A 24,788-nucleotide genomic window follows, 5' to 3' on the forward strand; every position below is an offset into this window, starting at 1 on the left:
GAACGACATGTCACCCGACGACACGCGCACTCCGGTGCTGGAAGTGACCGACCTCGTCCACACCTACCCGACGAAACCCCCGACAGAGGTGTTGCGAGGCATCGGCTTCAGTGCGCATCAGGGCGAGATCCTCGGCGTGCTCGGCATCAACGGAGCCGGCAAGACCACCCTCATCAAAGCGATCTCGACCCTGCTGTACCCGAGCGGTGGCAGTGTGCGCGTCGACGGGTACGACGTGGTGCGGCAGGCACGGCAGGTGCGCGACCGCATCAGCGTCGTCCTCGGTGGCGACCGGGGACTGTACAACCGGTTGTCGGTGCTGGAGAACCTGCGCTTCTTCGCTTCGCTGCACGGCATCCGGCGCGGCCTGCAGCAGCGTTGCAGGGACGCCCTCGAGCAGGTGCAGCTCGAACAGTACGCGAGCAGGCGGGTGGAGACCCTGTCCAAGGGGATGCGCCAGCGGCTGAACCTCGCCATCGGGCTCATCAGCGTGCCGAGGCTGCTTCTGCTGGACGAGCCCACTGTCGGCCTGGACATCTTCGAAGCCCGCCGCGTCCGCGAGACCGTGGCCCACCTCGCACAGCAGGGCACGACGGTCCTCCTGACCAGCCACTACCCCATGGACATCGACCAGCTCGCCACACGGATCATCCTCGTCGAGAAGGGCCTGATCAGCTGCGACATGCCGGCGGACCGATTCCGGCGCCAGGTCGGCCACATCGCGGAGATCCGGCTGTCCGGCACCGGAACCGGCCCGGACACGGCGGCGTTCGAGGGCCTCACCCTCGAATCGAGCGGCGGGCAGTGGACCGCGACCTTGCGGGTGCGGTCGTGGGAGCCCGCCGTGTTCGACTGTCTGAGTACGATCCTGCGGTCGACGGCCGTCACCGATCTGCACGTCCACCCGGTCGGTGTGGAGACGATCCTGCACAGTCTGGCGGGCGCGAGTGCCCGGTGACCGGCAGCGCGGCCTCTTCCCGTGGTGGGTCTCCTTCCACGCGGAGTTCCTGGAGTCGCTGCGCAACGAGACCACGGTGTTCCTCGCCGTCATCCAGCCCGTGGTGTACATGACGCTCACGCTCGGCTCCACGCAAGCGAACGCCGGCACGAAGGCGTCAGCGCTCGTCGGAGCCATCACCATGGCTCTGTGGTCGACCACGCAGTGGGCATCCGGATCGGTGGTCAGCCGTGAGATGACGGCCGGGACGTTCGGCGGCATCCTGTCGCGGCCGACCCCCATGCTCGCCGTGGTGTCGATGAAGGGGCTCGGTGCGTCCGCGGCGGGCCTCGTGCTCTCCGTCCCGTCGGCGGTCGGCGTTGCGCTGCTCATGGGCGTGCCCATGTCGTGGCGGACGGCCGGGGTCCTGGTGCTGCTGGCCGGCCCCGCGGTCCTGTGCGGAACCGCGATGGGCCTGCTGCTGACCACACTGGTGGTGGTGACCAGGGCCGGGATCCGGCTGGTCAGCACCCTGACCTTCCCCATGCTGCTGCTGGGCGGTTTCCTCATCCCGGCATCGGCGCTTCCGCCGTACGCGCGGTGGTTCGCGGACCTCGTCCCCCTGCACTGGATAGCCGACGTCATGTCGGCCCTGCTGGTCGGCCGTGCTCCCTCGATCGGCAGCGTCGCCATGCTCGTGGTGCTGACGGCGTCCTACTGGGAGATCGGCAGGCGGCTGCTGGCGGTATCGGTCAGGCGCTGCCTCACGAGGGGGGAGCTCGATGTCCGGTGAGCGCTTGCTGGCCCGGGCGCATGCGATCAGGGTCGTCGCCGCACTCGCGGTGCGCGACTACCTGGTGGCCGGCGGATTGTGGGCGCTGCCCTGGGCGGTACTGGGCCGGTCGCTGGTGGAGATCGTGTTCCTGTGGACGTTCTCGCGGTACGTGGCCCCCGACTACGATCCCCGGCTCGCCTTCGCCGGCGCGCTGGGCTTCGCGGCCGTGGAGCCGACGATCTCGCGCATGGTCGAGGTGATCCAGCCCGACCGGCAGCAAGGCGTACTGCACCGCCTCCACCTCGGCCGGATCCCGGTCTACGGGATCATGGTCGCGCGGGCGTGGGTGTACGGACTGGAAGGTCTGGTCAGCGCAGTGGTGGCCGGCTGCATCGCGGGGGCGGCCATGGGCTACCTGTCAGTCGTGGTGTCCGTGCTGCCGTTCCTCGTGGTGCTGACGCTGTCGGCCGGCGGCTTCGGCCTGGGCCTCGCCTCCTTCAGCCTGGGACGCACGAGTTCGCCGATGGTGGGCTATTTCGCGGTCTCTGTCGTGCTGCTGGCCGGCGGCGCCGTGCCCAGCGGCGCGATCGGCGGCGCTGTCACCGCGGTCGGAAACGCGCTCACCCTGCGGCACGGGCTGGCGGCGGCTCGCAGCGCACTCGTCGGCGGCCCGTACCTGACCCAGCTGTTCTTGGAACTGCTCGTCGGCGCGGCCTGGCTCGCCGCCGGTGCACTGATCTGCGCGGCGGAGACGCGAAGGGCTCGCGTTGGCGGGTTCGAGGGATTCGAATGAGAGGAGGGACGGCCCGATGACCCACGGCCAGATGTGGCTGGTGCGCCACGGCGAATCCGAGATGGCGGTCCAGAAGAGGCTGAGCGGACACAACGACTCGCCGCTCACCGAGGCGGGGCGAGGGCATGCGGAGGCGGCGTCCCGGACCGTGCGCGCACTCTCCGCGCGCACCGGGCGCCGCCCCACCAGGGTGGTGAGCTCTCCGGTCGCCCGCGCGTGGCAGACCGGAGAGATCATCGCTGAGAGCCTCGGGCTGCCGCTGTCGGCGTGTGCCGACCTGGCGGAGACGGACTTCGGGGCGTGGGACGGCCTCAGCAGCCCGGAGATCGTGGCCGGCTGGCCCGAACTCATCGTGCGCTGGCGGGCCGACAAGTCGACGCGACCGCCGGGAGGCGAGACGTTCGCCGAGACCGCGGTACGTGTGTGCGCGGCCCTGAAAGAGATCGCCCGCGCGGGCGAAGAGGCGGTGATCGTGGTGTCGCACTCCAACCCGATCAAAGCCGCGGCGGCGTCGGCGCTCCTGGGCGTCGAGGACAGGGTGCTGGAGGGTGCCCACCTCGATTTCGGAGGCACCTCAAGGTTTGAGATATCCGAAAAGGGCGACTGGACATTGCTGAGCTGGAACGAGGTCAACGGATGAGGCCCCAGGAATCCCTTGAGCGGTGGGAGGAACGGGCGGCCGCTGCGGCGGCGCGCGGACTGCTCGCGACCTCCGACGCGATGGAGAACCGGCTGCTGGCCTGGCGGAAGGACCCGGGCGTAGCGATCTTCCCGCTGACCGCGACGTTCGAGATCCAGGGCGGCCTCGACCGTGACCGGCTGGCCAAGGCATGGGCCGGGGTGGTCGCGCGCCACAGGATCCTGCGCCTGCGGCCGGTGCTCGGCGAGGACGGCGGCGTCTGGTTGCGCGAGGCGGAACCCCCGGCCATGCGCTTCGACGGCCAGGACAGGGACCTTCGCGGGACGGACCCCTTCCGCGACAGCCTGGTCGACGCGCACTGCCGCCCGGTCGCCGAGGGGCACCTGCTGCGGTTGCAGATCAGCCACCTGCTGGTCGACGCGTATTCCATGACCCTGGTGGTGAAGGAGCTGGCCGCCCGGTACAACGACCCCTCGGCCGACCTGGGTGAGGCGACCGACTTCACCACTTGGGCGGCCGAAGAGCGTGAGTACCTGCGGAGCGCCGAGGCCGAGGAGGACGCCGACTGGTGGCGGGGCGCGCTGAATCGCGACTCCGCACGGCAGTCCGTTCTGACGGGCTTGGAGCGCGGCGCGTCGCACGAGGTGAGGCGGGCTCTGCCGGACGAGCTGGCCGGACAGGTGCGGCGGGCGGAGGAGAACCGCGTCACGGGCTATTCGCTGATGCTGACCGCGCTGGCCGCGACGCTGCGCGGCGACCGGAGCGAAGCCGGCCTCGTTGTCACCACGAGCTTCGGGCGCCGGCTCACCATGGCCGATTACGCGACGGTCGGTTGCCTCACGTCGAGGACGCTGATCCCGGTGCAGTCGGTCGGCGTCGCGTCGTTGGACGCTGTGGCCGGTGTGCAACGGCAGTTGTGGGAAGCGCTGGAGCACAGTCGTCTGCCGTACGCGTGGATCAGGCATGCGGCGTGGCCGGACAGAGGCAACCTGCTGGACGCAGATCCGGAAGTGCCGTACTTCGCGCTCAACGAGACGTGGAAGGGCGGGCTGGTCCTGGAGGGCCTGGAGACCCGGGGGGTGGAGCGGAGGAGCGTTCGATCGGCGGACACGTTCGAGCTGTGGGTCGAGCAGCTGCCGACCGGCTATGAACTGACCACGCGAGGCCCGTATGCGGAAGGGACGCTGCGAGCATTGCAGGACGAGGTGGTCGAGCGCCTCGGGGCAACGTTCGGCTGATCGTGCGCAGCCTCGGCCTCGGCCCTCGCCCGGCCATCGGCCTCGCGTGAAAACCGGTTTGGCGGACCACCGCAACCACTGCTACGTTTCCGGAGGCCGTGCGAGAGATCGAGGAGGTGGTACCCGTGAACGCAGTATCGACGTGGGTGCTCCCCTCCGGGGTCACGGTCGGACGATAGACAGGTCGTCCGGGAGCGCCATACAGTGCACTCCCGAAAGGCACGACCATGCATTTCACTTCTGAGCAGCGTCTCGACGACGATGTCGTCGAGCGCGAATTCACCCTCGGCGAGATCCCCGGCATCCTGTGGACGCCGGCGTCCGCATCCGAATCCGCACCCGTACCGCTGATCCTGCTCGGCCACCCCCCGCTCGGACTGCGCAAGATGTATCCCCGGCTGGTGGGGCGTGCCCGGCAAGCCGCGGCGGACGGCTTCGCCGCGGCCACCATCGAACTCCCCGGGAGCGGCGACCGGCCCCGTTGGGCCGCCGTCGAGCAGGCCCGCGCCGATCTGCGCCGGGCCATGGATGCCGGCGAACCGGTCGGCGACGAGATCATTGACGCTCTCGTTCTCCCGCTCGTCGACAAGGCGGTCCCGGAATGGCAGGCCGCCCTGGACGCCCTGCTGTCGCTGCCCGAGATCGGCGGCCCCGTCGGATACTCGGGGGGAGTGATCTCCATCGGCGTTCGCCTTGCGGCGGTCGAGCCGCGCATCGCGGCCGCCGTTCTGTTCGCCGGGAGCTTCGTGCCTCGCGCCATGTTCGAGGAGGCCCGCCAGGTCACCACTCCGCTGCACGTCCTGCTGCAGTGGGACGACGAAGGCAACGATCGTCAGGCGGCCCTGGACCTGTTCGACGCCTTCGGCTCCAAGGAGAAGACTCTGCACGCCAATATGGGCGGGCACACCGGCGTCCCGCAGTTCGCGGGGGACGCCGCGGCCCAGTTCTTCACCCGGCATCTGAAGTGACGCCGGGCCGTCAGGCCACCAGCTGAGGGTAAGCGGTGCGGTGTCGTCAGCGAGGCCAGTCGCCTCGCTGACGAACGGCGAACGGGCCGGAAAATCCGGGTGAGAACTAACGAAAACCTCAGTAAGAGTCTCAAGTGCCACCGGCCGCGGCCACCAGGTACGACAAGCCGACGGTCCGCTACGAGGCAACCGTGCTGGTCGCGGCCATCAACGAGTGGCTGTAACCGCACGTTCGCACCCGGTCTCTCGTTATCCCTTTGCCGAGGAGGCGATGGGCCAGCTAAGTTCTCCCAGCCGTCCGATGGTGTTCGGGACCGGCGCTGTCGATGAGGAGGTGTGGAGCACATGCGCAGGAGTGCCCAGCAGTTGAGTCCGCGTACTGACTTCTGCCACTTCCTCACGACGGAGACACCTTGTCGTCTCGCATCACCCCATTGACCGACCCCGTTCACGGTCCGAACAGCCGGCGTCTCGCATGGCTGGCGTCCGACGCTGATTCCATCCCCATCGGAACCGCCTTTCTGCGCCTGTTCAACAGTCCCGGACAGGGGCACCTGGCTGAACTGACCCTCGGTGTCCATCCCGCAGAGCGACGCCGACACATCGGCTCGCAGCTCCTCAACGCCGCCGTGGCCGCTGCCCGGGCCGATGCCCGACGCTGCGTCATCGCGCAGGCCGAGGCCGGATCGCCGGGCGACCACTTCCTGCCGGCGCACGGCTTCAGGAAGGTCCTCGCCCTGAGGTTCTCCCGCTTGCCACTGGCCGATGTGGACACCACCGCCCTCGCCGAAATCATCGAGCATCCGCATCCCGGCTACCGGCTGATGTCATGGCACGGAACCGTGTCCGACGGCCTCGCGGAGACGTTTGCCGCCTCGCGTCGCGCCATGGACGACATGCCCATGGACGACACCGACTACGGCACGGTGACCTGGGACGTGGAGCGTGTCCGGGCCGCGGCGAAGGCTGTCGAACAGCGTGGCGACCACCTGCACACTGTCGTTGCCGTCGACGCCTCCGACGGCTCGATCGCCGGGTTCACCGAGCTGGTCGTCCCCGGCAACGGCAGAGGCGATGGCCAGCACTACGGCACCGGCGTGTTGCCCGAGCACCGTGGACACAGCCTCGGCCGATGGATGAAGGCCGAGTCGATCCGACACGCCCATGGGCGCTATCCGGACCTCGGCGGCCTCCTGACTGACACCGCCGACAGCAACACGCACATGAGACAGATCAACGACAGTCTCGGTTACAGGCCCACGCACACGACACACCAGTACCAACTCGACCTCTAGCCGCGGACGGACGGGCCGGACCTGGACATCACATCGTCCGGCCCGTCCGTGCTGTTGATGCACGGCCTGGCCGAGCGTCTGCTCTCGGTGATCTATGCCTACGGCACGAACACCGGGATCAAGGCCGTCACCTCCGGCGGGCGTGGCCACACCGAGGACGAACTGTGCTACGTGCACTGCCGGTACCTGCTGGCGGAGGTCGCCCGTGCCATCACCATCCGGATCACGAACGCCACCTTCGCCGTCCGCAGCACCGAGTTGTGGGGCCAGGGCTCGACCGCGGTCGCCCCCGGCTCCACGTACGTGCGAGGTCAACCTCGATAGGGGCCTGCATGCGTCGCTGGATCCGCAGGGGGAAACTCAATGCGGTTCAGGCCAGGTGATGGGAAGAGCTCATGAGTTCTGCCAGGTCGTCCGGGCGGAGGAAAGACGGCGGCGGGGGTGGTCCCCAGTTGAAGAGGCCTTTGGCGTCGTCGAATACCTGTGGTGTCCAGAGGCGGTCGTCAGGGATGCAATCCATATCGCTGTAGTACTCGGTGAAGTTGCCGACGGGGTCTTTGAGGTACCAGAAGAAGTTGGCGCCGGCATGGTGGCGCCCCAGGCCCCAGACATGCCGTTCGGGATGGCCTTCCAGCATGGCGTGGGCCCCGCGTCCGATCTCATCGATGTCGTCGACCTCCCATGAGGTGTGGTGCAGGAAGGGCACGGGAGCCGCCATCACCATGACGTTGTGGTGGTCACTTGAGCAACGCAGGAAGACCGCCTGGTCCTTGACGATGTCGGACACTTTGAAGCCCAGGCCGTCACGGAAGAAGGCCGCGGTGGATTCCACATCGGTGGAACCCATGACCACGTGTCCGAGCTTGCTGGGGCGTACGGGCTGGTCTCGCAGCACCGTCGCGGCGCGCCCGCTGCGTTCCATGCGTCCCGGACGGTTGTAGGGGGTGGCGGGGGCTGGTGGCGGGGCGATGGGTGGGCCTGTTGTCACACGCACGCGGACGCGGGTCGCCAGGTCATGGGTGCTGAGCTCTTGGGCGAGGAGCCGGGACGGGACGCCCAGCTGTTCCAGTCGGCGCCTGAGCTCGTGCAGATCGTCTTCGTCGTCCGTCTCAAGATGGATCTCCGTCAGACGACGGGTGGGCGACGGGATGATGCGCAGTTGTCGCCCGCCGTCTCGCGTGCTGAACCAGCCGTCGGTCTCCGGGGCCAGGCCCAGGTGAGCGTAGTAGCAGGCTGTCTCTTCGGGGCGCGGTACCCCCATGGTGATGGAGGCCAGTCGGTGCAGTGGCACGGTCAGCTCCCTGTGGCCGGTTACGGAAGCACGGCGTGCTGCGGTGATGCGGGGCTAGTCATCGAAGGTGATCTGGGCTTTGATGCGCGCTCTGGCCTTCGTTCGGAAAGCTTCATGAGCGTGGTGCGCGGGATAGCTGTGGGTGAGGAGCAGGCGAGCGTCCTCGGCGTGGCGTTTCAGGAAGTGCATGGCCTGGGGGAAGGCCCCGGTGCCGCCGACGGATCCCAGGAGTGTCAGCCCTTTGGTGATGAGAAGGCCGCTGCGGATGCGGGTGGTGTGCGTCAGGCCGAAGCACAGGACGGTGCCGCCGAGGTCCGCGAGCTGGAGGGCGGTGTTCAGGGATTCCCCGGCCCCCGCGCATTCGATCACGAGCGGGTAGCGGGCCAGCGCTGCGGTCGAGGCGTAGGTGGTGGAAGCGCTGCCCGGGCCGGACGGGTGCAGGGGGTCGTGCCAGGTGAGGGCCGGAATCCGCTGCGTCAGGCATTTCACTTTGAGCTGGTCGGTTTCCAGCAGGTGCACCTGGAGTGCCGGTTTTTCGCGGGTGACCAGCAGATAGACGGCCATGCCGAGGGCGCCGGCGCCGATGATGAGGACGGGAGCGGAGCGCGCGAGGGGCGCCTGCCGCAGGCCTTTTAACGCGACGGCGAACGGTTCGGCCAGCGCTCGTACCTCTGGGGGGAGCGGGTAGGGGTCGGGGTACAGGTAGCGCGCCGGTACGCGTACGTACCGGCTGGAAAAGCCGTCCATGGTGAGACCGAACTTCTCGATGTGCCGGCACAGGTTCCGGTCGCTGCGGCATTGGTCGCACTGGCCGCACCAGCGTGAGCAGTCACCGGTGACGGCCTGGCCAAGGAGGTGGCTTGCGCCGGAGCCTGCGGCCACAACGACGCCCGCCCATTCGTGGCCGAAGCGGATGGGGTAGGTCCGAGGGCCGCCATAAGTCCCGTGGTAGAGCCTGTAATCGCTGCCGCACAGGCTCACACAGTCCACCTGGACCACCACCTCGTCCGGCCCGGTGGCGGATGGCGGCTCGACCGGCAGAATCCGGAGCCGGCCAGGGCCGGCCAGTACCAGCTCTGCCGGTCCGGGCCCGGAATGGGTGTGCTTCACGGCGCGTGGTGGTGCAGAACGGCGATCACTTGCGCGAGCAGCATCGTCGGTCCTTCCGTCCGGCCGGCAGCTTTGGCCTTCACGAGGTTTTCGTCTGAGCGATGCGAAGAACATCGTGGCTGCGGCGCAGCGCCTCGCGATAGCGGTCTGTCTGGTTGTAGAGCTCCACGCTCACATAGCCCTTATAGCTGCCGCCGGCGAGAAGGCTGAAGAATGAGGTGAAGTCAATGTCACCGTCGCCAGGGATCTCATGGTGATGGCGTCGGCCCTTGATGTCCTCGATCTGAATGTGCCTGGTGATGGCGAGCCACTGATCACTGGCTGCGAGGTAGTCGTCTTCCACCACACGGCAGTGACCGAGGTCCTGGCAGAGGGTCAGAGTGTGCAGGCCTGGGTTTTCCCGTAGCGAGCCGACTTGAGCGTTGGTCTCGATCAAAAATCCGGGTTCGGGCTCCAGGGATAGTGCGATGTCGTCGCCTGCGTATTCCAGCAAGGTGCGGATGCCGTCCTGGAGCCAACGCAGAGCCATGGCAGGCTCCACGTGCGGCCGGAGCCTGCCGCTGGCGAAGCTGACGACTGGAATTCCGATGGCCCTGGCCATCGCCATGGATCGGACGAGCAGGTCCAGGCGACGCTTGCGGCCTTCGGCCTCGGGGTGAATCAGCGACGGTTCAAACGGCTCGACGCCGAGCAATCGCGCGTCCCCGGTGGCCAGGGCGCAGGCAGTGATCCCGGCTTCCGCCAGCCGTTGCCGGATATTCGCGGCATGGGATTCTGTGAAGTCGAATGGGTCGAGCCGACCGTGGGCCAGCGATAGTTCGACGGCATCGAATCCCGCGGAGGCGATCTCGTCGATGGCGCGGGGGAGAGGGATGCAGTGGAGCCCGTTGTCGTTGTAGGCGAGAGGGAACGCCAAGACGCCTCCTCGGAGAGAGATGAGCGATCGGCGACTGCCCCTACCCTGTGACGGTCATGCTCACAGGGCCGCCGGCTCCCGTCATGCCTTGAGGGCTGAGACAGGCCAGCAGGCCGGTGTTGGGCAGGATTTTCGTCTGGACCGTGGTGGCACCTGCGAACAGGCCGGATACGACAGACCCGGTCGAGACGACGACAGTTGTGCCGTTCGGCTTGAGATTGATCTTGAATCTACTCTCCACAACGCTGGTGGCGCCGGTGTTCCAATGGTAGACCGACTTCTCTGTGACATCCCCCGACAGACAGCTCGTGTTTCCCGAACCGGTGGTGGTGAATTTTGCCCCTTTCACGTCCTGCGAGCCCGAAGACAGGCACGCGGCCAATGTCCCGTGGGCGACATAGTCGACGTATCTGGAGGTGAGGTTCAAGCCCGGCTGGTAGGTGGTGAATTGCGATCCGACGGGGCAACTGACAGTGGTGAGAGACCCTCCTGACGATGCCGCCGCAGCCGGGCTGCCGACGGGGAATTGCAGCCCCATGCCGATGACAGCAGAGACGATGAAAAGGCGCGTGCTCTTAGCCGGCCTTGACAAGGCATCCCTCCGATGTTTTTCCACGGGTCTATGTCTGCTGAGCCGGCCCCCGGGCCCCCGGCCCGCTGCGTCCAGAAGGGATTCCGTGAAGCCGCCATGCCCCTACACGTCTGCATGTATATCGGAGTCGATGACGGCGCAAGACTGTGAAATACCCCCCAGGCGGACAGTGCCGGCCCTTGTCATGATGCCCGTCCGGCAGATGCCCACACCGCCATGACACAATCGAGCGCCCAGGCAAACACGCGTCCGCTGACGGCATGGCGGCGGAAGAGTTGACCGTGCCAGACAAGGCGCTCATAGCAGCTGACAGGTACAGCACTGGCTGAGCGGATCCGGTCAGAGTCACCGGGCGGGTCAGGCGCCGGCCAGGGCCATGAGGAACTCGGTCTTCGCGTCGTCCCGCCCCGCACACAGTCCGGGAACCGCATTGACGGCGGCCAGGGCCTGGCACCAATCCAGCACACGATGAGGAGACAGACCGGGAACCAGCGCCGCCAGTTCCTCGATCCTCTTCTCCAGCATGGCTGGATCTGTGACTCCTTCAAGCACCCAGTCCACAGCATCGAAGTCCGGGTCGCCCCACGTCGGCCTCGGATCGATCGCCACCAGGCGGGAGCCCGGACCGGACAGCACGTTGGCCGGATGGAGATCACCATGCACGAGTCCCACAGGCCCCCTGTCTGCAAGCTTCAGGGCCGCCACCCGGGCTTGACCAAGCACCGCCCGGGCAGCCAGGCCCTTCGCGCGGGTCGCCGCCAACCTCCGTTCAGTCAAGTCGAGCAGGAAGTCGATCCGGTGCGAGAGAGGCCGCAGTACCGAGTGTTCCCCTGGCACGGGAGGTGAGGTCCGCAGATCTCGCAGCAGGGCTGCGACCTCGGGCAGCTTCCAAACGAGCTGCCGCACCGGCACTCCGGGTTCCACGTTCTCCAGCAGCAGAGCCCCGGCTGAGAGGTCCGCTGCCAGCAGAGTGACAACCGACGGTGTATCTGCCCAGGCTCGCAGGGCTTCGGCCTCCTCACGCGCGATCAAGAGCTCGGGCGTGAGCTTCAGCCACACCGAGGCACCAGTGTCACGCTGCAGACAGCGGAACACCCGCGAGGTGCCTCCACCGCTCGCCGCAACAAGGTCCAGATTCCAACGGGCAGTGAGCTCATGGACGAGGGCCGGCAACTCGTCACACCAACCGAGCACATCAGCGCCGAACCGAACGACGAGCCGGTCCCGGACCTCTGGCGCGACGCAGGCCAACTCTCTCAACAGGTCCCCCGCAGGTGGTCGATGCAGTTCCTGCATCCTATGAGCGCGTTCCGTGCACGCCCCACCACATTTCAGCGCTCAGGACTATCGACGCTCACCAATCCCGACCCCGGATAGAGGGGGAGCCATGTGGTGATGCCCCTGCTTCCCTGGCGCTGGTCAGTGGTTCTGGGTCATGTGGGCGAGGGTCCGGTTGGCGCTGTCGGGGGCGAAGGCGCTTTCGATGCCTTCGGCCGCTCCTTCGGCGGCTTCGGTGGACCGGGGCAGGAGGATGTCCTCGTAGGCAGTGATTGCGTCGTCGATGGTGGGGTGCTCGATGAGGGCGGAAGCGAGGTCGGCGCCGTCGCGCATGGCGAGGTTGGCGCCCATGCCGGAGAACGGGGACATCAGATGGGCGGCGTCGCCGAGGAGGGTTACGCCCGGGGTGTGGGGCCAGGTGTGCGGAACGGGCAGGGCGTACAGGGGCCGGTTGATGTAGCCGGTGTCGGTGTCGGTGATGAAGCAGAGCAGGTGGTCGCTCCAGCCGGCGAATTCCTTCAGCAGCGCTTCGCGGACGGCTTGGCCGTCGTCCAGGTCGAGGCTGCGCTGCTGGTACCAGTCCTCGTCGGTGCGCATGCCGATGTAGGCGCGGATGTGGCCGCCGCCGTTGCGCTGGGCGACGAAGCCCTGGTTGTTGTCGAGGGCCATCATGGTGCCGTTGCCGGTGAGGTCGGCGAGTTCGGGGTGACGGTGGTCGGCGCCGTCGAAGCCGGTCTCGACGAAGGTGACGCCGGTGTAGAGGGGTGTCGCGTCGGACAGCAGGCGGCGGACTTGGGACCAGGCGCCGTCGGCGCCCACGACGAGGTCGGCGTCGGCGGTGGAGCCGTCGGCGAAGTGCAGGCGGTGGGTGCCTTCGCCGAGCGGTTCGGCGTGGGCGAGCTTGTGGCCCCAGCGCACGGTGCCGGGGGTGAGGGAATCCAGGAGGAGGTCGCGGAGCTGCCCGCGATCGATCTCGGGATTGCCCTGGCCGTCCTGGGGCGGTGCGGCGTCGAACATGACCAGGCCGTTGCGGCTGACCAGACGCATCTGCTCGCCTTCGGGGCGTGAGATCGCGGTGAAAGCGTCCCACAGTCCGGCTTCGCGCAGGGCGTGCTGGCCCGTGTCGGGGTGCATGTCGAGGGTGCCGCCCTGGTTGCGGGTGGTGCGGGAGGCATCGAGGTCGTGGACCGTGACCGGGATGCCGTGCTGCTGGAGGATGCGGGCGCAGGTCAGTCCGCCCGGGCCGGCCCCGATGATCGCGATGCGGAGGGCGGGAGTGTTCATGGTCGTTCTCCTTGGTCAGGGCCGGGACGTGGCCTCCTCGGCCTGCCTAACCAAAAAAGCACACCCATGCAAAAGATGCAACGACACAACTTTTTGCATGGCATCGGTTTCTGTATGATGCGGATATGAGCGCACCCCTTGGACGCCGCGAGCGGAAGAAGGCCGCCACCCGCCAGGCGCTGGCCGATACCGCCCTGAACCTGTTCCTCGAGCACGGCTACGACCGCGTCACCATCCGCGACATTGCGGACGCCGTGGACGTGTCGACCACCACGCTGCTCAAGTACTTCCCCACCAAGGAAGCCCTGGTCTTCGACGAGGACGCCGAGCAGGAGACCGCCCTCGTCGCCGCTGTCCGCGACCGGCCGGAAGGGCAGAGCATCCCCCAGGCGCTGTGCGCGCACATCAAGCGGATCCGCATCGGTGCCGGCGACTCCGACGCACGGTTCGCCGCCTTCACCCGCCTCGTGGCTGACACGCCCGCCCTGAGCGAGTACGCGCACCGCATGTGGATGCGCCACGAAGACGCACTCGCCCGCGCCATCGCCGAGGCCACCGGCAGCCGACCCGACGACTACCGGTGCGCCGCCCTCGCCCACTTCGCACTGGAAACCTCGGCCTTCGCCCAATGCACCGACAACGCCGAGTACGCCGTGGACGCCGCGTTCACACTTCTCGAGCACGGCTGGAACGCCGCATAACGGATCACGCTGGGCAGGGGATCAGCGCCCTCGCGCGGCTGCGACTGCCTCCTCGACAGTGTTCGCCGGGGCGCGGGGGCGGGCACGGCGCCGGCCGGCCCCAGGCCGAGACGCTTGTTCATGTCCAGGCGGAAGGTGCAGTACGGGTTGACGTTGGATCAGGACGGTGCGGTCAGGCCGCACCGGTCCTCGTCACTGAGCTTCTTCGCCCAGGCCGGTTCGGCCAGAACCTGCCGGACCAGTTCTCCACGACCTGGGGGCCGCCGCGGGTCTCCCGGCGCAGGCCGGCGTCGGCCAAATGTGGTGCTGGAGGCGAGGGCCTGGCCCGCTCGCGCGGCGGCTTCACCACCGAACTCCACCTCAGCACGGACGGCCGCTGCCGCCCGTAGTCCCTGATCGTCACACCGGCCCAGCGGGCAGACCGCATGCAGTTCAAGCCGGTTCCGGAGAAAATTCGCGTCCCGAAGCTCAGGCCGGGCAGGCCCCGCAAGACGCCGGACAGCGTCGCAGCCGACAAGGCGTACAGCAACGGATTGTGCCGCACGTACCTGCGGCATCGGGGCATCCGGCATCCCGAACGCCGACGGGGCGGGTTCAGGAGAAGGACAGCGACAGAAGGATGCTCAGGAGGCGAACGGCTCGATCTCCCCGGCGAAGACGATGACCTGGTCGATGAGGCTCCGTCGCAGATGGACGACATCGGTTCCCGCCAGGCGGGGGCCTCCGTCAGGCGTGGTGAAGACCCACTGGTACCGGGCCCATTCGCCGGGCATGTCCACTGCTGAGCAGCGCACCATCGTGCCGGTCCCCGCCGGGTGGCGCCGGATGTCCAGCACGAACCGCTCGACCGCCGCGATTCCTTCGCTGCGACCCAAAGGCCCCCAGAAGACCACGTCTGAGGTCAGGGCCTGGGAGAGCAGGGCAGTCACAGAGATGTCGTCCGGGGCGTTGAACGCGGAGATGAACGTATCGATTGCGGAGCGTGCGGTCTCTTCCTGCATGCCCCAGTAATACCAGCCGTTTCGCGTGGGCTCGACCCACGAGCCGCCTTGCGATCACGGTGAACCTTCCCGGTCACAGCACTAGCCGTTCGTCAGGTCCTTGGCCATGACCTGTTCCCTACCCACGCCATCAGGCAGGAGATCCCCCGGCTCACCGGTGTCCGTGAACCCGTGGCGCTCGTAGAGAGCGGCAGCCCTCACGTTGTCCGGCATCACAGACAAACGCAAAGTCTTGGCACCGCGCTCTGCAGCCCACCGTGCAACTTCCCGGATCAGGCAGTCGCCGACCCCTCTGCCGCGGGCCGCGGGACTGACCCACATCGAGATCAGCTCAACGCTGTCCTCTGCCTGCTCAGCTGGAACGCCGCTGGCCATCCCCGCAGGACGACCGTCGACTACCGCAACGACATTGTGTGCGCCGGGAATCTCCAGACGGGCACGCCAGCGGTCTTCGCGATCACCAGCTCCCTGCCACTGGGCGAGCGTCGATCCGAACGCGTAGGGCGCCTCCGCCAGGGCTGTCTGCCGCAGTTCCCGCCAGATCGGCCAGTCATCTGATTCCAAAGTGCGAAATTCAATCATGCCGCAGACCCTGCCGTAGTGACGGAAGCGACAGCAACGGAATAACGTCCTATCCTCGCGCAATCCGGTACACCTATACGGTCACAGCACTAGCCGGTGACGACCCCCGTGTTCTGGCAGGCGGTCAGCAGCCAGCGGCCGTCGGTCTGCTTCGAGACCACGTACAGCGGGGCTCCCTCGCTCTCCTCGCCGGGGGCCAGGTAACGCTGACGGACCTTGACCGCAGCGACGTCGGGACGGATGAAGAGCACGTGGACCACCTCGTAGGTGACCTTGCCGTCCCAGCTCGCCGCAGGGAGGACCTTGCGGGTGAACTCCGAGATCGCGTCGAGGCCGATGAGGACTTTGCCGTGGGCCGTCGTCCAGATTGCGTCCGGGTGGAAGAGGCCGAGGAACTCCTCCGGGTCCTTGGTCTGCTGAGAGCGCTCGACGGTGGCGACGAGCCGGCTGATCGCTTCGACATCTGCCGCGTGGGACTTGGATTCCGTGGTCATGTGGATCACCGTCACACCTCAAGCGGGATTGAGGTCAAGCCTGTGATCGCATGGCGATGTGAGGACGGCCGGACATCCGGCGCCGTCCCGGACAAGCCGCCCAGGGGGTCTGCGCCCTGGGCAACGACCCGGGCAGGCGACGTTCACATGATGGGCCGGAGAATTCCTAGCGGCACTGCCGATGTCACTGGCAATCGCGGGCCGCGTGGCTCCAGACCCACCTCGTTCCGCGCGGGACGGTTCTGGGATGCCGGGGGCCACCGCTAAGGGGAGGTACGGTCTTGGCGGTGCCATCCTGCCGATGCGGCGCATACGAGCACTGCGAGGGACGAACCGGACGACCGCGCGAGCCCGCCTCGATCGGGTGGGCGATGCTCCTCGGCGGGTCGGCGAGCGCCGTCGCGTCCATCGCCCTCGACCGGCTTCACGCCCTGACCGTGATCGGGCTCCTTGTGGTGACCCACCTCATCGGCTACGAGGCGGTGGGCGCGAGCCCCGCCATGATCGTCGGCCATCCCAACTCGCTGGTGACCTCGGCCGCGATGACCTGAGGCGGACCATAGTGCCCCACCGGATGCGGTAACGGGGCCGGTAACCGAGGTTACCGGCCCGCACACATCCGCTCAGTTGTCGACGATCACAAAATACGGCTCACCATCGAGGATGCGGGCCGAACGGGTCGCTTGGCTCAGCTCGTTGCCGGCCGCCTCGTTGTCCTTCTCGGTGACATGGGAGCGCACGCACGCCGCCGTGTCGGGGTCGCCCCGCATGACCCTCACATTCGCCACATCCCACGCGCCGCCAACCTCCTTAGGCAGGATGTCCACACACAGGTTGTTGGGCTTGCCGCCCTCAGAGGACCGGGCAAAGGGGAACTCGTCACAGGAGTCTCCCGGTACCAAAAGAGGGTCCGCCGGGAACGGGAACGGGAGGTTCTTGCACGTCCTACGGCGCTTGGTGTCCGTCCAGGACTCATCGGAATTAGGGTCGCGATGCAGGGGGTTCACCTTGGTGCCGGTGACAGCGGACTTGAGTTTCTTCTGCGCCCACTCGTAGGTGACGGCGGCGGCCCTGTATTGCGACTTGTGGAACGTCACGTTGGCCATGTGCGTATCGTCGGCACAGCCGGGCCCGTTACCGACCTTGTAGTCACATCGAAGCCAGGGGCCCTGCCACTCGTCCGAGGTGTTGACGGGCGTTGCGGGCACAAGGATCGCCCCTGTCATGTGGTAGAGGGGCTGGGACCGTGCCTCACCGCCCTTGACGACCGTGGTCCTGTAGGTGATCGACGTGAAGAGCTCCCTGCCCACCGCCGGAAGGACCGCTTGCCCGCCGCCAAAAGCCGCGCCGCCCGTGCACGGGCCGGTGCAGTCGGACCTCAGGCCAATCGTCATCTTGGGCATTTTGGGTGTTTCCTGAGTGATGGCCGCACGGACCTCCTCCTTCCACTCGGATACGCCGACCCTGGCCGAGGTGACGACGACGCCCTCGGCGTGCTCGACCACCTTCCTGTCAGCACCAAGAAGCTCGTAGCCGATCGGGTGCTGTACGCAGTACGTACTACGGGAGGTGTTGACCTCCTTCCTGCTCTCCCTGCACAGATCGAGCGGATCGGCCGGGTCGACGTCGGGGTCACGGGCCGCGACGCGGGCCGTAGCCGGTCCGTGGGCGCCGGTCAGGCGGTGCATGGCGGCCAGGTCGCGGGCGGTGGCCGGGCCGCCCGTCTTGAAGCAGAACCAGGCGGCGCCCTGGCGCCGGAGTGCGGAGCCAGGGGCGATGGCCGCGCAGGTGCCGTGGCCTTGGGGGGCCGCCCGGCCGGCCGACGGCGGTGCGGCGGCGGCGGCCGGCGAGGTGCTCAGGGTGAGAAGAGCTGCGGTGAGGGCGAGTGCGGCTATAGCCGCCAGCAGTCGTCTGGCGCGTTTCAAAGGTGGTCCCCCTTTTTCCGGTGGCATGTAAATCCACTCGGGATCGAACCGGCGTAGTGCCCGTCTGTGTCAGCCGGAGATGGGCCTTCCGCGATCATTCGTTGGCCCGTTCGGGCTTCACGCCGCCGCCCGTCTTCGCGACGGGACTCCCGCGGTCGACAGGATGCGCGGGCACGGCGGCCGTCGCTGGGGCGCCGAATGCGGCAGCGGCGGCCGGCGTCGCCCCTGACAGGGCACGGCGCCGCCTGTTCGGTCTTCGGTCCCGTCCTCCGTGGTGATGATGTAGACCTGGTAAGGGCATGTTCGCTTTCTCCTTGTTTTCCGATGAGTTGTGTTCCGTGCCCGCACTGGATGCGGTCGGGGATCATGCGGAAGCTGCCGGGTCGGCCGTCGGGACCGGCGCATCTCCTTCCGGCTCACCGCCAGACGCCGTCTGGCTCGATTCGCTGGATTCCCTTCTGTCGTGCTGATGCCTCTCTGCCGCCATCGTTCATAGGGCCGTTCACGCTGGCGCGCAAACATTCAAGGCGTCACGGCCGCCGAAGGTCCTCGATTTCAGAATGCGCAAGTTGGCCTAATACTGTGATGGCTTGGTGGCAGTCGGCCGCGCCGGCAGACGATGAAATCCGTTCTGGCGGTCGCCGGCCGTCGAGGCGGCCAGTGGAATCACGACTGAAACAGCCCATCTGTGCGGCGGCGGTGGCGGATCTTAGCACCGCAGATGAAATCCTGATGAACCCCGGGCAGGTCAAGTCTGTCCAACAGTCCATGAAGGGCGATGAGTTCCGCCTCGGACCGGCTGATTCCGTCATCGTCACTGCATCGCTGCCGACGCTAAATTCGCCTCGATCGACCATCGCTCCCCACCACATAACTGGCAGGGTTCCGGCCCAGGGCCGACATGGCGCCCGGCCAAAGGAAGGGCATGATGAGCCACTTAAGATCTCCCGGCCGCAAGGCCAGAGGGCTGATTGCCCTCACCGTAACCGCCGCATCGGCGCTCGCCGCCATAACTGCCGTGGCCGGCCCCGCCGCCGCCCAGGGCGCCACCCCCGCCGTCGGCGCCAGCGCCGTTCAGGCCGGGCAGTCCTGCACGGCTGCCGACCTGGGCAAGCGCCACCCGTTCATCAAGTCAACCGAAGTCGCCCCGACGATCACTCACTTCAAGGGCTGGTACGTCACCGAGGGCACGACCGGAAGCCACTCCGTCTCCACCAACACCCAAACGTCCATCTCCGTCTCGGTGGGCCTCAACGGCAACATCCAGGGCAGCTTCGGCAGTGAGGCCCTCGGCATGGTCGGAGCGAGCCTGGGCCTCAACGTCCAGGTCACCTACTCTTCCACGTCCAGCGTGTCCGACACGGTGAACTGGAACTTCAACCAGCCCGGCTACTACGGCGTGTACAAGGGCACCAAGAAGGTCACCGGCACCTATGGCAGTCTCAACTGCAACCGCGTCCTGCAGGGCGACGGCAGTTGGGCGCTGAAGTGGATCGAAGGGGCCGACACCGGCAGCTACACCACCTACACCGCACTCGAAGAAGGCGCGGTGCGCTGCCAGGACAAGGTCCCCGCCAACAGCATCATGGCCAAGGCCCAGGGTCTGTTGGACTGCGGATCCCCCGCCGCAACCGCGAAGCACCCGGCAGGGCCCGTCCCCTCGGCCAAGGCCGACCAGGCCAAGCACGACGCCGACAACGCGGCCAAGGCCGCCAAGGCCGCCAAGGCCGCCCAAAGCATGAAGGCCACCCGGGCCGCCAAGCCCGCCCCGCCCGCCGCACTGAACTGCCAATCCGGCGTATACAGGATCGACGTCCCCGGCAAGCCCCTGAACTGGAGCGCACCGCTCCTGGCCAACGACGGCATCCGCCTGCGCGAATCCAACTGGACCAGCGCCCACCTGGACAACTGGCGGCTGTGCAATGTGACGGAGCGCAACGGGGTCATCGAGGCGTCCCTGTGGAACTGGGGCAACGGCGGCTGCGCGACCATCCCGGCGGACATCGCCAACCTGGAGCAGGCCTACCTGACCACGGCCGCCTGCGGGGAGGACGACCTCCAGCGGTTCTACGTCTACCGCGACGTACCCGGCAGCTCGAACATCGGACTGCAGAACAAGTACACCGGCTCGATGCTGGGCCACGACCGGTACGCGGATGGCGAGCTCATCCGCCAGTACTCCAGCGGCAGGCAGGACGGCACGGGTACGTACACCCTGACCGGAGTCTGACAGCCCCCACCCCGTGAGCGCGGCCCCGCATGTGAACCCCCGGCCTCCCGGCCCCGTGCGGGGCCTTCCGCGTCTCTACCCCGAGCCCAGCCTTTGCGCCGCCCGGCCGGGGCCGCGTCACGGTCGTCACGTCGAGGAAGAAGAACCGCTCCAGCTGAGGGCGCGTGGGCGCCCGGGTGAACGTTCCATACGCCTCGGGCTGCTCGTCAGTCAGAAACTCCACCGGCACGGCCGGATCGTAGCCAGCGCCGACGTCCACTCGACGATCTTTCAGCGAACTTCAGTGGCAGCCGCGCTGCGTGCTAGCCGACCATGCAATCTCAGCAGCACTTCCTGTACCGCAACTACTGAGTTTGTCGTTAGTCCTGTGGGTGCAGGGGCTGCAGTGGTGTGAGGATGCTGGTGTGCCTTCCGAGTCTCCGTCTGTTGTTGCCGAAGTGTCCATTCTGCCGCTGACGCGGCTGCAGTTGGCCGAGGCCCGTCGTATGCGCGCGGTCGGGTTGTTCGAGCGAGGACGTCCTCAGTCCGAGGTCGCACGGATGGTGGGGATGCACCCCCGAGAGCGTGCGTCGGTGGAAACGCCTGGGGGAGCAAGGCAGGGCTGAAGCACTGCGGCGACGGCCGGCCGGCGGCCGGCCGCCCAAGCTGGATGACTCCCAGGTCGAAGCGGTCCGGGCTGCGTTGGAACAAGGCGCCCAGGCGCACGGGTTCAAGGCCGACCTGTGGACCCTGGAGCGGGCCGGAGTGGTCGTTGAGCGGGTGACCGGGGTGACACTGGCCCGGGCATCGGTATGGCGGCTGCTGACCGGGCGGCTGGGATGGAGTCTGCAGCGGCCCAGGCATCAGGCTGTGGAACGGGACGAGGCGGAGATCGCCCGATGGGTCGCCCAGGAGTGGCCACGCATCAAAAAGGGGCGGTGAAGAAACGTGCATGGATCGTGTTCCTCGACAAATCAGGCGTCTCACTACTGCCCCAGGTACGCCGCGCCTACGCGCCACCCGCGGCCGCACTCCCGTGCTGCGGCACCGGCTGAACTGGAAACGCGCTTCGATGGCCGCCGCGCTGGGCTACCACGCAACCGACCCCGGCCGTGGTCCGCGGCTGTGCTTCCACCTCAAACCCGGCAGCTACAACACCACCTCCCTGATCCAAGTGCTGGAATAGGCCAAAACCTTCTATGCCGGTGAGCCGGTAGTCCTGGTCTGGGACGGGCTCTCTGCACACTGGCGCCGGCGCATGCGCGCCTGGGCAGCCGAGCAGGACTGGCTCACCCTGGAGCAACTGCCCGCCTACGCACCCGAGCTCAACCCGGTGGAACTGCTGTGGTCGTCCATCAAGACCCGAGAGCTCGCCAACCTCGCCAGCGACCACCTCGCCGACGTCGCCGAACGCGGCATCCACCCCCCACAACCACAGAACTAACGAGAACTTCAGTAAGGGATGTCCCGTAACTCCTGGTTACCCCTGGCGAGATCAGCTCTGCGGTCAGGCAGTCAGCAGAAGTCGAGCGTGACGTCCTTGTCCACGCAGTACTTCATGACGTTGATCAGCTGGCGGGTGTCATCGATGCGCCGTTGGAGAATAGGGTCGTCGGCGGTATGTGGCCGCTCCCCGATGATTGCTTCCAGCCGGGGCAGCGTGGCCGCGCATTGAGCGGGTGCGAGGTCGCCCTCGTGGTCTGGATGGTCGAGTAGCGGTGCCAGGGTGGTGATGACGCTGCTCCACGGACGGTTTCCCCCAAAGCCGACCATCCCGGGAAGGGGGAATCCCTCGGTTTCGGCCAGCCACTTCCTGAACAGGTTGAACCCGTAGTGCGACCAGGAGATATCCGGGCTGGTCACTTCGTCGTCTCCGGGGCAGAGCATGAGCCCCATCCTGTCCTCCTTGCTTGGTGCCCATGATCGGCTGTGGGGAGATGTATCGGCAACTGAAAATGATATATCGCATGGCTGGTGTGATCACGGCGGCGGAACCGTCCTGGACAGCGCTGTTCGCCGAGCTGAGCCAACGCTGTCCATCGGCTCCTGATCCGACGGGCAGTGCCACCGAGCGGGTTGCGGTCCCAGGGGAGCCTTGCGACGTCGGCGCGGGCGCTGTCCGTCCAGTGCTGGGGATCGTCGTGTCGGCTTGCGCCTGGCCGTGATCCTCATCGCACGGACACTCGCTCCATCTGCTGGCCCCGATGTGGTCAGCGTTCCGCTCGATGATGTCGACGGGCTCGTCCACGGCCCCCGGTGGCACCCGCCTCCACCGCGTGACGGACATCGACCACACCGCCCGGTACGTCTTCCTGGACGCGGACCCGGACCAGGACGCCGGTACCGACCCCGCCCTGCACCCGGTGCTGCGTCGCTGGGACCACCGTCCGCCGGAGTCCGCGGACGGAGAAGGGGCCATCGTCGTCCAGGAGGACACCTGGCTGTCCTTGGAGGACGGGGTCGCCGTGCGCTTCTCCCGCGAGGACCCCCAGAAGCCTTGCGTATACCGCAGCGGTGACTACTGGCTGATCCCCGCCCGAGCGGTGACCAGCGACGTCGAATGGCCGACCGACCCCCAGGGCAAGCCCGTACCGAAGGAGCCCCACGGCGTTCACTACCACTACGCCCCCCTGGCCGTCGTCAAGCCGGCCGAACCCGGCGACGAGCCGGGCACCCGCGGAATCCGGGACCTGCGCACCCCCTTCCCCCAACCGAGCCCACCGCGCCTGGACCAGGCCTGAGGCACGTCGCGTGACAAGGGGCGCCAACGATGCACGGCGCCCCCACCGTCAGGACCCCCGCCGGGCGGGTGAGACCGTCAGCCGCCGGTCCCCGGCCGGTCGACTCGGTAGAGGTAGTGGGCCCGGTCATCGACCGGATTGTCCGGCGTCAGGTCTCCGGCCCCGACCCGGCGTAACCCTGCCCGCTCGAGCGCCCGCCACGAAGGGCGATTGGCTGCCACCACCGGGACGACAATGCACGGGGCGGCCGGGTGTTCGGCCCAGGTTCGCACGATGACGGAGCGGATCATCGCCGTCCCGATGCCCTGGCCGGTCCGGCCGGGATCGCCGATCAGGTAGTCGATGGTCATCGCGCCGTCAGGCACAGGGACGATGGCCGCCAGCTCGGCCAGGTACTCGGGGTAGTCGATCAGCCGGGAACGCTGGACGAGACCGACGGGGCGGCCTTCCAGGAAGGCGAGGAGATCCTCCGAGGGCTCCTCGCCCCGGGCAGCGGGGCCGAAGTCGCGCGCCACCGCTTCCGCTGTGGTCTCGTGATTCCACCAACGCTTCACATGGGGCTGCTGAAGCCACCTCCGCAGCAGAGGGAAGTCCTGCTCCTCGATCCGACGCCACGTGATCTCCATGAGGCCACTCCGGGAACGCTTACCGACTCCCTGGCAGGCTACGTGCTGCGCGGCCCATGCGCATGGTCCGGTCCGGGCCCGGTGCACCGCCCGCGCTGCCCACCGTTTCTGCCTGCCGGCTTTCAGGTCCTCGCGCGGGGGAGGCGGTTCTCGGGTGTGTCGAGCCAGGTGTGATGTTCTCCGTCGACGGTGACGGTCAGTCCGAACCGCGTGAGTTCGGGGCGTCCGTGCTCGTCCCACCACGTGCGGGCCGTCAGGACCTCGTCCCACAGCGATCGCGGGCCCTGTTGCAGGACGCTGCCGGCCTCGTCCCAGCCGTCGCAGCACACGGACGCGAACGAGTCTGCACCGTCCCACAGCAGGATGCGCCGGTCACTCGCGCCGGTCGTGCGCTGCATCGTCAGCCCGGGCATCAACTGGCCGATGACAAAGGCCGCATGCCAGTCGCCGTCCAGGGCCTTGTCCGGATCGGCAGGGGAAGCAGTCAGCCGCTCCCTGCCATCGCGTGGCGGACGGCCACCCGATGCCCGGTGCGCACGCAGCCACATGTACGAGGCCGTGTGCACGAACCGCCCCTCAGCCGCACCGCCCGAGCCGACCGACAGACGCAAGAGCCCGCTGCTGGAGAACAGCGATCCGTACGGGGTCAGGATGATGCCGCCCGGCCGGACCTGCTCCCGCCACGCCCGGGGGATGCTCCGCGCGGACGCAGTGCAGACCAACCGGTCGTACGGAGCGCCCTCGGCGCATCCCATTTCGCCGTCGGAGCAGACGACCCGGGCGGTGTACCCGGCAGTGCGCAGGTTGTGCTCGGCCTGCTCGGCCAGGCTCCGGTCGACTTCGATGGTGACGACGTTCCCGGGCCCGGCGCGCTCTTCCAGCAGCGCGGTGTTCACGCCCGACCCGGTGCCGATCTCGAGAACCTTGTGCCCGGCCTCCAGGCCGAGGAAGCCGAGTTTGACGCAGACGATGTCCAGCGCGGACACCGACGAGGTCGCGGAGCCACGCACCGTGCCGGCCGTGGTGAGCGGACTCTGCTCGCCGTCGTTGATCTGCGTGACGACGGCCTTGACGGGGTCGTAGACGGCCGCTGCCCACGCCTGCGGCTCGGCGCTGCAGGACACGGCGCGGTAGCCGTTGCCGGTCCACACCCAGATGTCGCGGGGAACGAACCGCTCGCGTTCGATCGTTGAAACCGCCTCGCGGGCCCACGGGGCCCGGTCGAAGCAGCCTGCCGCGGCGAGCTTGCCCACCGCCGCGGCGCGGAGCGCGGCGTCCGGGTCGGTCACTCCTCGTCGTCCCGCAGTAGGCTGCGCCGGCCATGTCGTAGGAGGCGGTCCGCGCCGCTTCGGCTTCGACGCAGAGTCGGTCACGGCAGCAGTGTTCGCCGCG

General features: G+C 67.8%; 27 protein-coding genes. 14 read left to right on the forward strand and 13 right to left on the reverse strand.

The window, feature by feature from the left end; translation table 11 throughout:
- Window positions 1–7 precede the first annotated feature (7 nt).
- From ACFZCD_RS04645 to ACFZCD_RS04680, 8 genes are all read left to right on the forward strand, one after another.
- On the forward strand, window positions 8–958 hold the full coding sequence (locus tag ACFZCD_RS04645) for an ABC transporter ATP-binding protein (protein ID WP_391827786.1): 951 nt from the start codon (window positions 8–10) through the stop codon (window positions 956–958).
- Entirely contained in the window at window positions 948–1,730 is a 783-nt protein-coding gene (locus tag ACFZCD_RS04650) for an ABC transporter permease (RefSeq protein ID WP_391827788.1), read from the forward strand. The genes ACFZCD_RS04645 and ACFZCD_RS04650 overlap by 11 nt, the downstream gene beginning before the upstream one ends.
- Window positions 1,720–2,505 carry a hypothetical protein gene (locus tag ACFZCD_RS04655; RefSeq protein ID WP_391827790.1) on the forward strand — a complete coding sequence of 262 codons (786 nt, stop codon included), beginning with the start codon at window positions 1,720–1,722 and terminating at the stop codon, window positions 2,503–2,505. The genes ACFZCD_RS04650 and ACFZCD_RS04655 overlap by 11 nt, the downstream gene beginning before the upstream one ends.
- 16 nt (window positions 2,506–2,521) lie before the next feature.
- Window positions 2,522–3,145: a histidine phosphatase family protein gene (locus tag ACFZCD_RS04660; protein ID WP_391827792.1), complete on the forward strand. Its 624-nt coding sequence runs from the start codon at window positions 2,522–2,524 to the stop codon at window positions 3,143–3,145.
- A complete protein-coding gene (locus tag ACFZCD_RS04665) occupies window positions 3,142–4,383 on the forward strand; it encodes a condensation domain-containing protein (protein ID WP_391827794.1) in 1,242 nt (413 codons plus the stop codon). The genes ACFZCD_RS04660 and ACFZCD_RS04665 overlap by 4 nt, the downstream gene beginning before the upstream one ends.
- A 227-nt stretch (window positions 4,384–4,610) precedes the next feature.
- A complete protein-coding gene (locus ACFZCD_RS04670) occupies window positions 4,611–5,351 on the forward strand; it encodes an alpha/beta hydrolase (RefSeq protein ID WP_391827796.1) in 741 nt (246 codons plus the stop codon).
- 413 nt (window positions 5,352–5,764) lie between these two features.
- Window positions 5,765–6,646 (forward strand): GNAT family N-acetyltransferase, encoded by an 882-nt coding sequence (locus tag ACFZCD_RS04675; protein ID WP_391827798.1) that lies wholly within the window; start codon window positions 5,765–5,767, stop codon window positions 6,644–6,646.
- A gap of 57 nt (window positions 6,647–6,703) precedes the next feature.
- Window positions 6,704–6,970, forward strand: a complete 267-nt coding sequence (locus ACFZCD_RS04680) for a Tn3 family transposase (RefSeq protein ID WP_391827969.1) — start codon at window positions 6,704–6,706, stop codon at window positions 6,968–6,970.
- 46 nt (window positions 6,971–7,016) lie between these two features.
- Here the strand turns inward: ACFZCD_RS04680 and ACFZCD_RS04685 are convergent, their stop codons facing one another.
- The 6 genes from ACFZCD_RS04685 to ACFZCD_RS04710 all read right to left on the reverse strand — a co-directional run bounded on the left by ACFZCD_RS04685 (window position 7,017) and on the right by ACFZCD_RS04710 (window position 13,117).
- Complete coding sequence (locus tag ACFZCD_RS04685) at window positions 7,017–7,937, reverse strand: VOC family protein (protein ID WP_391827800.1); 921 nt, start codon at window positions 7,935–7,937, stop codon at window positions 7,017–7,019.
- 54 nt (window positions 7,938–7,991) lie between these two features.
- Window positions 7,992–9,047, reverse strand: a complete 1,056-nt coding sequence (locus ACFZCD_RS04690; RefSeq protein ID WP_391827802.1) for a zinc-binding dehydrogenase — start codon at window positions 9,045–9,047, stop codon at window positions 7,992–7,994.
- A gap of 79 nt (window positions 9,048–9,126) precedes the next feature.
- The gene (locus tag ACFZCD_RS04695) at window positions 9,127–9,963 is read right to left on the reverse strand and encodes a sugar phosphate isomerase/epimerase family protein (protein WP_391827804.1); all 837 of its coding nucleotides are present in this window, start codon (window positions 9,961–9,963) and stop codon (window positions 9,127–9,129) included.
- A 40-nt stretch (window positions 9,964–10,003) separates the two neighbouring features.
- Window positions 10,004–10,579 carry a hypothetical protein gene (locus ACFZCD_RS04700; protein ID WP_391827806.1) on the reverse strand — a complete coding sequence of 192 codons (576 nt, stop codon included), beginning with the start codon at window positions 10,577–10,579 and terminating at the stop codon, window positions 10,004–10,006.
- A 333-nt stretch (window positions 10,580–10,912) separates the two neighbouring features.
- Window positions 10,913–11,851, reverse strand: coding sequence for an aminoglycoside phosphotransferase family protein (locus tag ACFZCD_RS04705; protein WP_391827808.1), 939 nt, complete (start codon window positions 11,849–11,851; stop codon window positions 10,913–10,915).
- 123 nt (window positions 11,852–11,974) lie between these two features.
- A complete protein-coding gene (locus ACFZCD_RS04710; protein ID WP_391827810.1) occupies window positions 11,975–13,117 on the reverse strand; it encodes an FAD-dependent oxidoreductase in 1,143 nt (380 codons plus the stop codon).
- Between the two features lie 125 nt (window positions 13,118–13,242).
- On the opposite strand from ACFZCD_RS04710, the gene ACFZCD_RS04715 reads away from it, so the two are divergent.
- Window positions 13,243–13,818, forward strand: coding sequence for a TetR/AcrR family transcriptional regulator (locus ACFZCD_RS04715; RefSeq protein ID WP_391827812.1), 576 nt, complete (start codon window positions 13,243–13,245; stop codon window positions 13,816–13,818).
- A gap of 623 nt (window positions 13,819–14,441) precedes the next feature.
- On the opposite strand, the gene ACFZCD_RS04720 is transcribed toward ACFZCD_RS04715, so the two are convergent.
- From ACFZCD_RS04720 to ACFZCD_RS04730, 3 genes are all read right to left on the reverse strand, one after another.
- The gene (locus ACFZCD_RS04720) at window positions 14,442–14,819 is read right to left on the reverse strand and encodes a nuclear transport factor 2 family protein (protein ID WP_391827814.1); all 378 of its coding nucleotides are present in this window, start codon (window positions 14,817–14,819) and stop codon (window positions 14,442–14,444) included.
- Between the two features lie 81 nt (window positions 14,820–14,900).
- Window positions 14,901–15,401: a GNAT family N-acetyltransferase gene (locus ACFZCD_RS04725; RefSeq protein ID WP_391827816.1), complete on the reverse strand. Its 501-nt coding sequence runs from the start codon at window positions 15,399–15,401 to the stop codon at window positions 14,901–14,903.
- An 89-nt stretch (window positions 15,402–15,490) separates the two neighbouring features.
- Window positions 15,491–15,895, reverse strand: a complete 405-nt coding sequence (locus ACFZCD_RS04730; protein WP_391827818.1) for an SgcJ/EcaC family oxidoreductase — start codon at window positions 15,893–15,895, stop codon at window positions 15,491–15,493.
- Window positions 15,896–16,182: 287 nt separating this feature from the next.
- Here ACFZCD_RS04730 and ACFZCD_RS04735 point away from each other — a divergent pair, with 287 nt between their 5' ends.
- Window positions 16,183–16,446: a hypothetical protein gene (locus ACFZCD_RS04735; protein ID WP_391827820.1), complete on the forward strand. Its 264-nt coding sequence runs from the start codon at window positions 16,183–16,185 to the stop codon at window positions 16,444–16,446.
- A 72-nt stretch (window positions 16,447–16,518) separates the two neighbouring features.
- Here the strand turns inward: ACFZCD_RS04735 and ACFZCD_RS04740 are convergent, their stop codons facing one another.
- Entirely contained in the window at window positions 16,519–17,820 is a 1,302-nt protein-coding gene (locus ACFZCD_RS04740; RefSeq protein ID WP_391827822.1) for a hypothetical protein, read from the reverse strand.
- Window positions 17,821–18,748: 928 nt separating this feature from the next.
- Here ACFZCD_RS04740 and ACFZCD_RS04745 point away from each other — a divergent pair.
- From ACFZCD_RS04745 to ACFZCD_RS04755, 3 genes are all read left to right on the forward strand, one after another.
- Entirely contained in the window at window positions 18,749–20,050 is a 1,302-nt protein-coding gene (locus ACFZCD_RS04745; RefSeq protein ID WP_391827971.1) for a hypothetical protein, read from the forward strand.
- Window positions 20,051–20,614: 564 nt separating this feature from the next.
- The gene (locus ACFZCD_RS04750) at window positions 20,615–20,971 is read left to right on the forward strand and encodes a winged helix-turn-helix domain-containing protein (RefSeq protein WP_391827824.1); all 357 of its coding nucleotides are present in this window, start codon (window positions 20,615–20,617) and stop codon (window positions 20,969–20,971) included.
- 316 nt (window positions 20,972–21,287) lie between these two features.
- A complete protein-coding gene (locus tag ACFZCD_RS04755; protein WP_391827826.1) occupies window positions 21,288–21,473 on the forward strand; it encodes a transposase in 186 nt (61 codons plus the stop codon).
- A 71-nt stretch (window positions 21,474–21,544) separates the two neighbouring features.
- On the opposite strand, the gene ACFZCD_RS04760 is transcribed toward ACFZCD_RS04755, so the two are convergent.
- Window positions 21,545–21,925, reverse strand: coding sequence for a hypothetical protein (locus tag ACFZCD_RS04760; RefSeq protein ID WP_391827828.1), 381 nt, complete (start codon window positions 21,923–21,925; stop codon window positions 21,545–21,547).
- 308 nt (window positions 21,926–22,233) lie between these two features.
- Here ACFZCD_RS04760 and ACFZCD_RS04765 point away from each other — a divergent pair, with 308 nt between their 5' ends.
- Window positions 22,234–22,770 (forward strand): DUF6519 domain-containing protein, encoded by a 537-nt coding sequence (locus tag ACFZCD_RS04765; RefSeq protein ID WP_391827830.1) that lies wholly within the window; start codon window positions 22,234–22,236, stop codon window positions 22,768–22,770.
- 77 nt (window positions 22,771–22,847) lie between these two features.
- Here ACFZCD_RS04765 and ACFZCD_RS04770 read toward each other — a convergent pair whose 3' ends face one another.
- Together ACFZCD_RS04770 and ACFZCD_RS04775 are read right to left on the reverse strand one after the other, a co-directional pair.
- Window positions 22,848–23,396, reverse strand: coding sequence for a GNAT family N-acetyltransferase (locus tag ACFZCD_RS04770; RefSeq protein WP_391827832.1), 549 nt, complete (start codon window positions 23,394–23,396; stop codon window positions 22,848–22,850).
- Window positions 23,397–23,518: 122 nt separating this feature from the next.
- On the reverse strand, window positions 23,519–24,685 hold the full coding sequence (locus ACFZCD_RS04775; protein WP_391827834.1) for a methyltransferase domain-containing protein: 1,167 nt from the start codon (window positions 24,683–24,685) through the stop codon (window positions 23,519–23,521).
- Window positions 24,686–24,788: the final 103 nt, after the last annotated feature.

Origin of the sequence: Streptomyces sp. NPDC008001 (assembly GCF_042958085.1) — a bacterium.
In the GTDB taxonomy this organism is placed as follows: Bacteria; Actinomycetota; Actinomycetes; order Streptomycetales; family Streptomycetaceae; genus Streptomyces.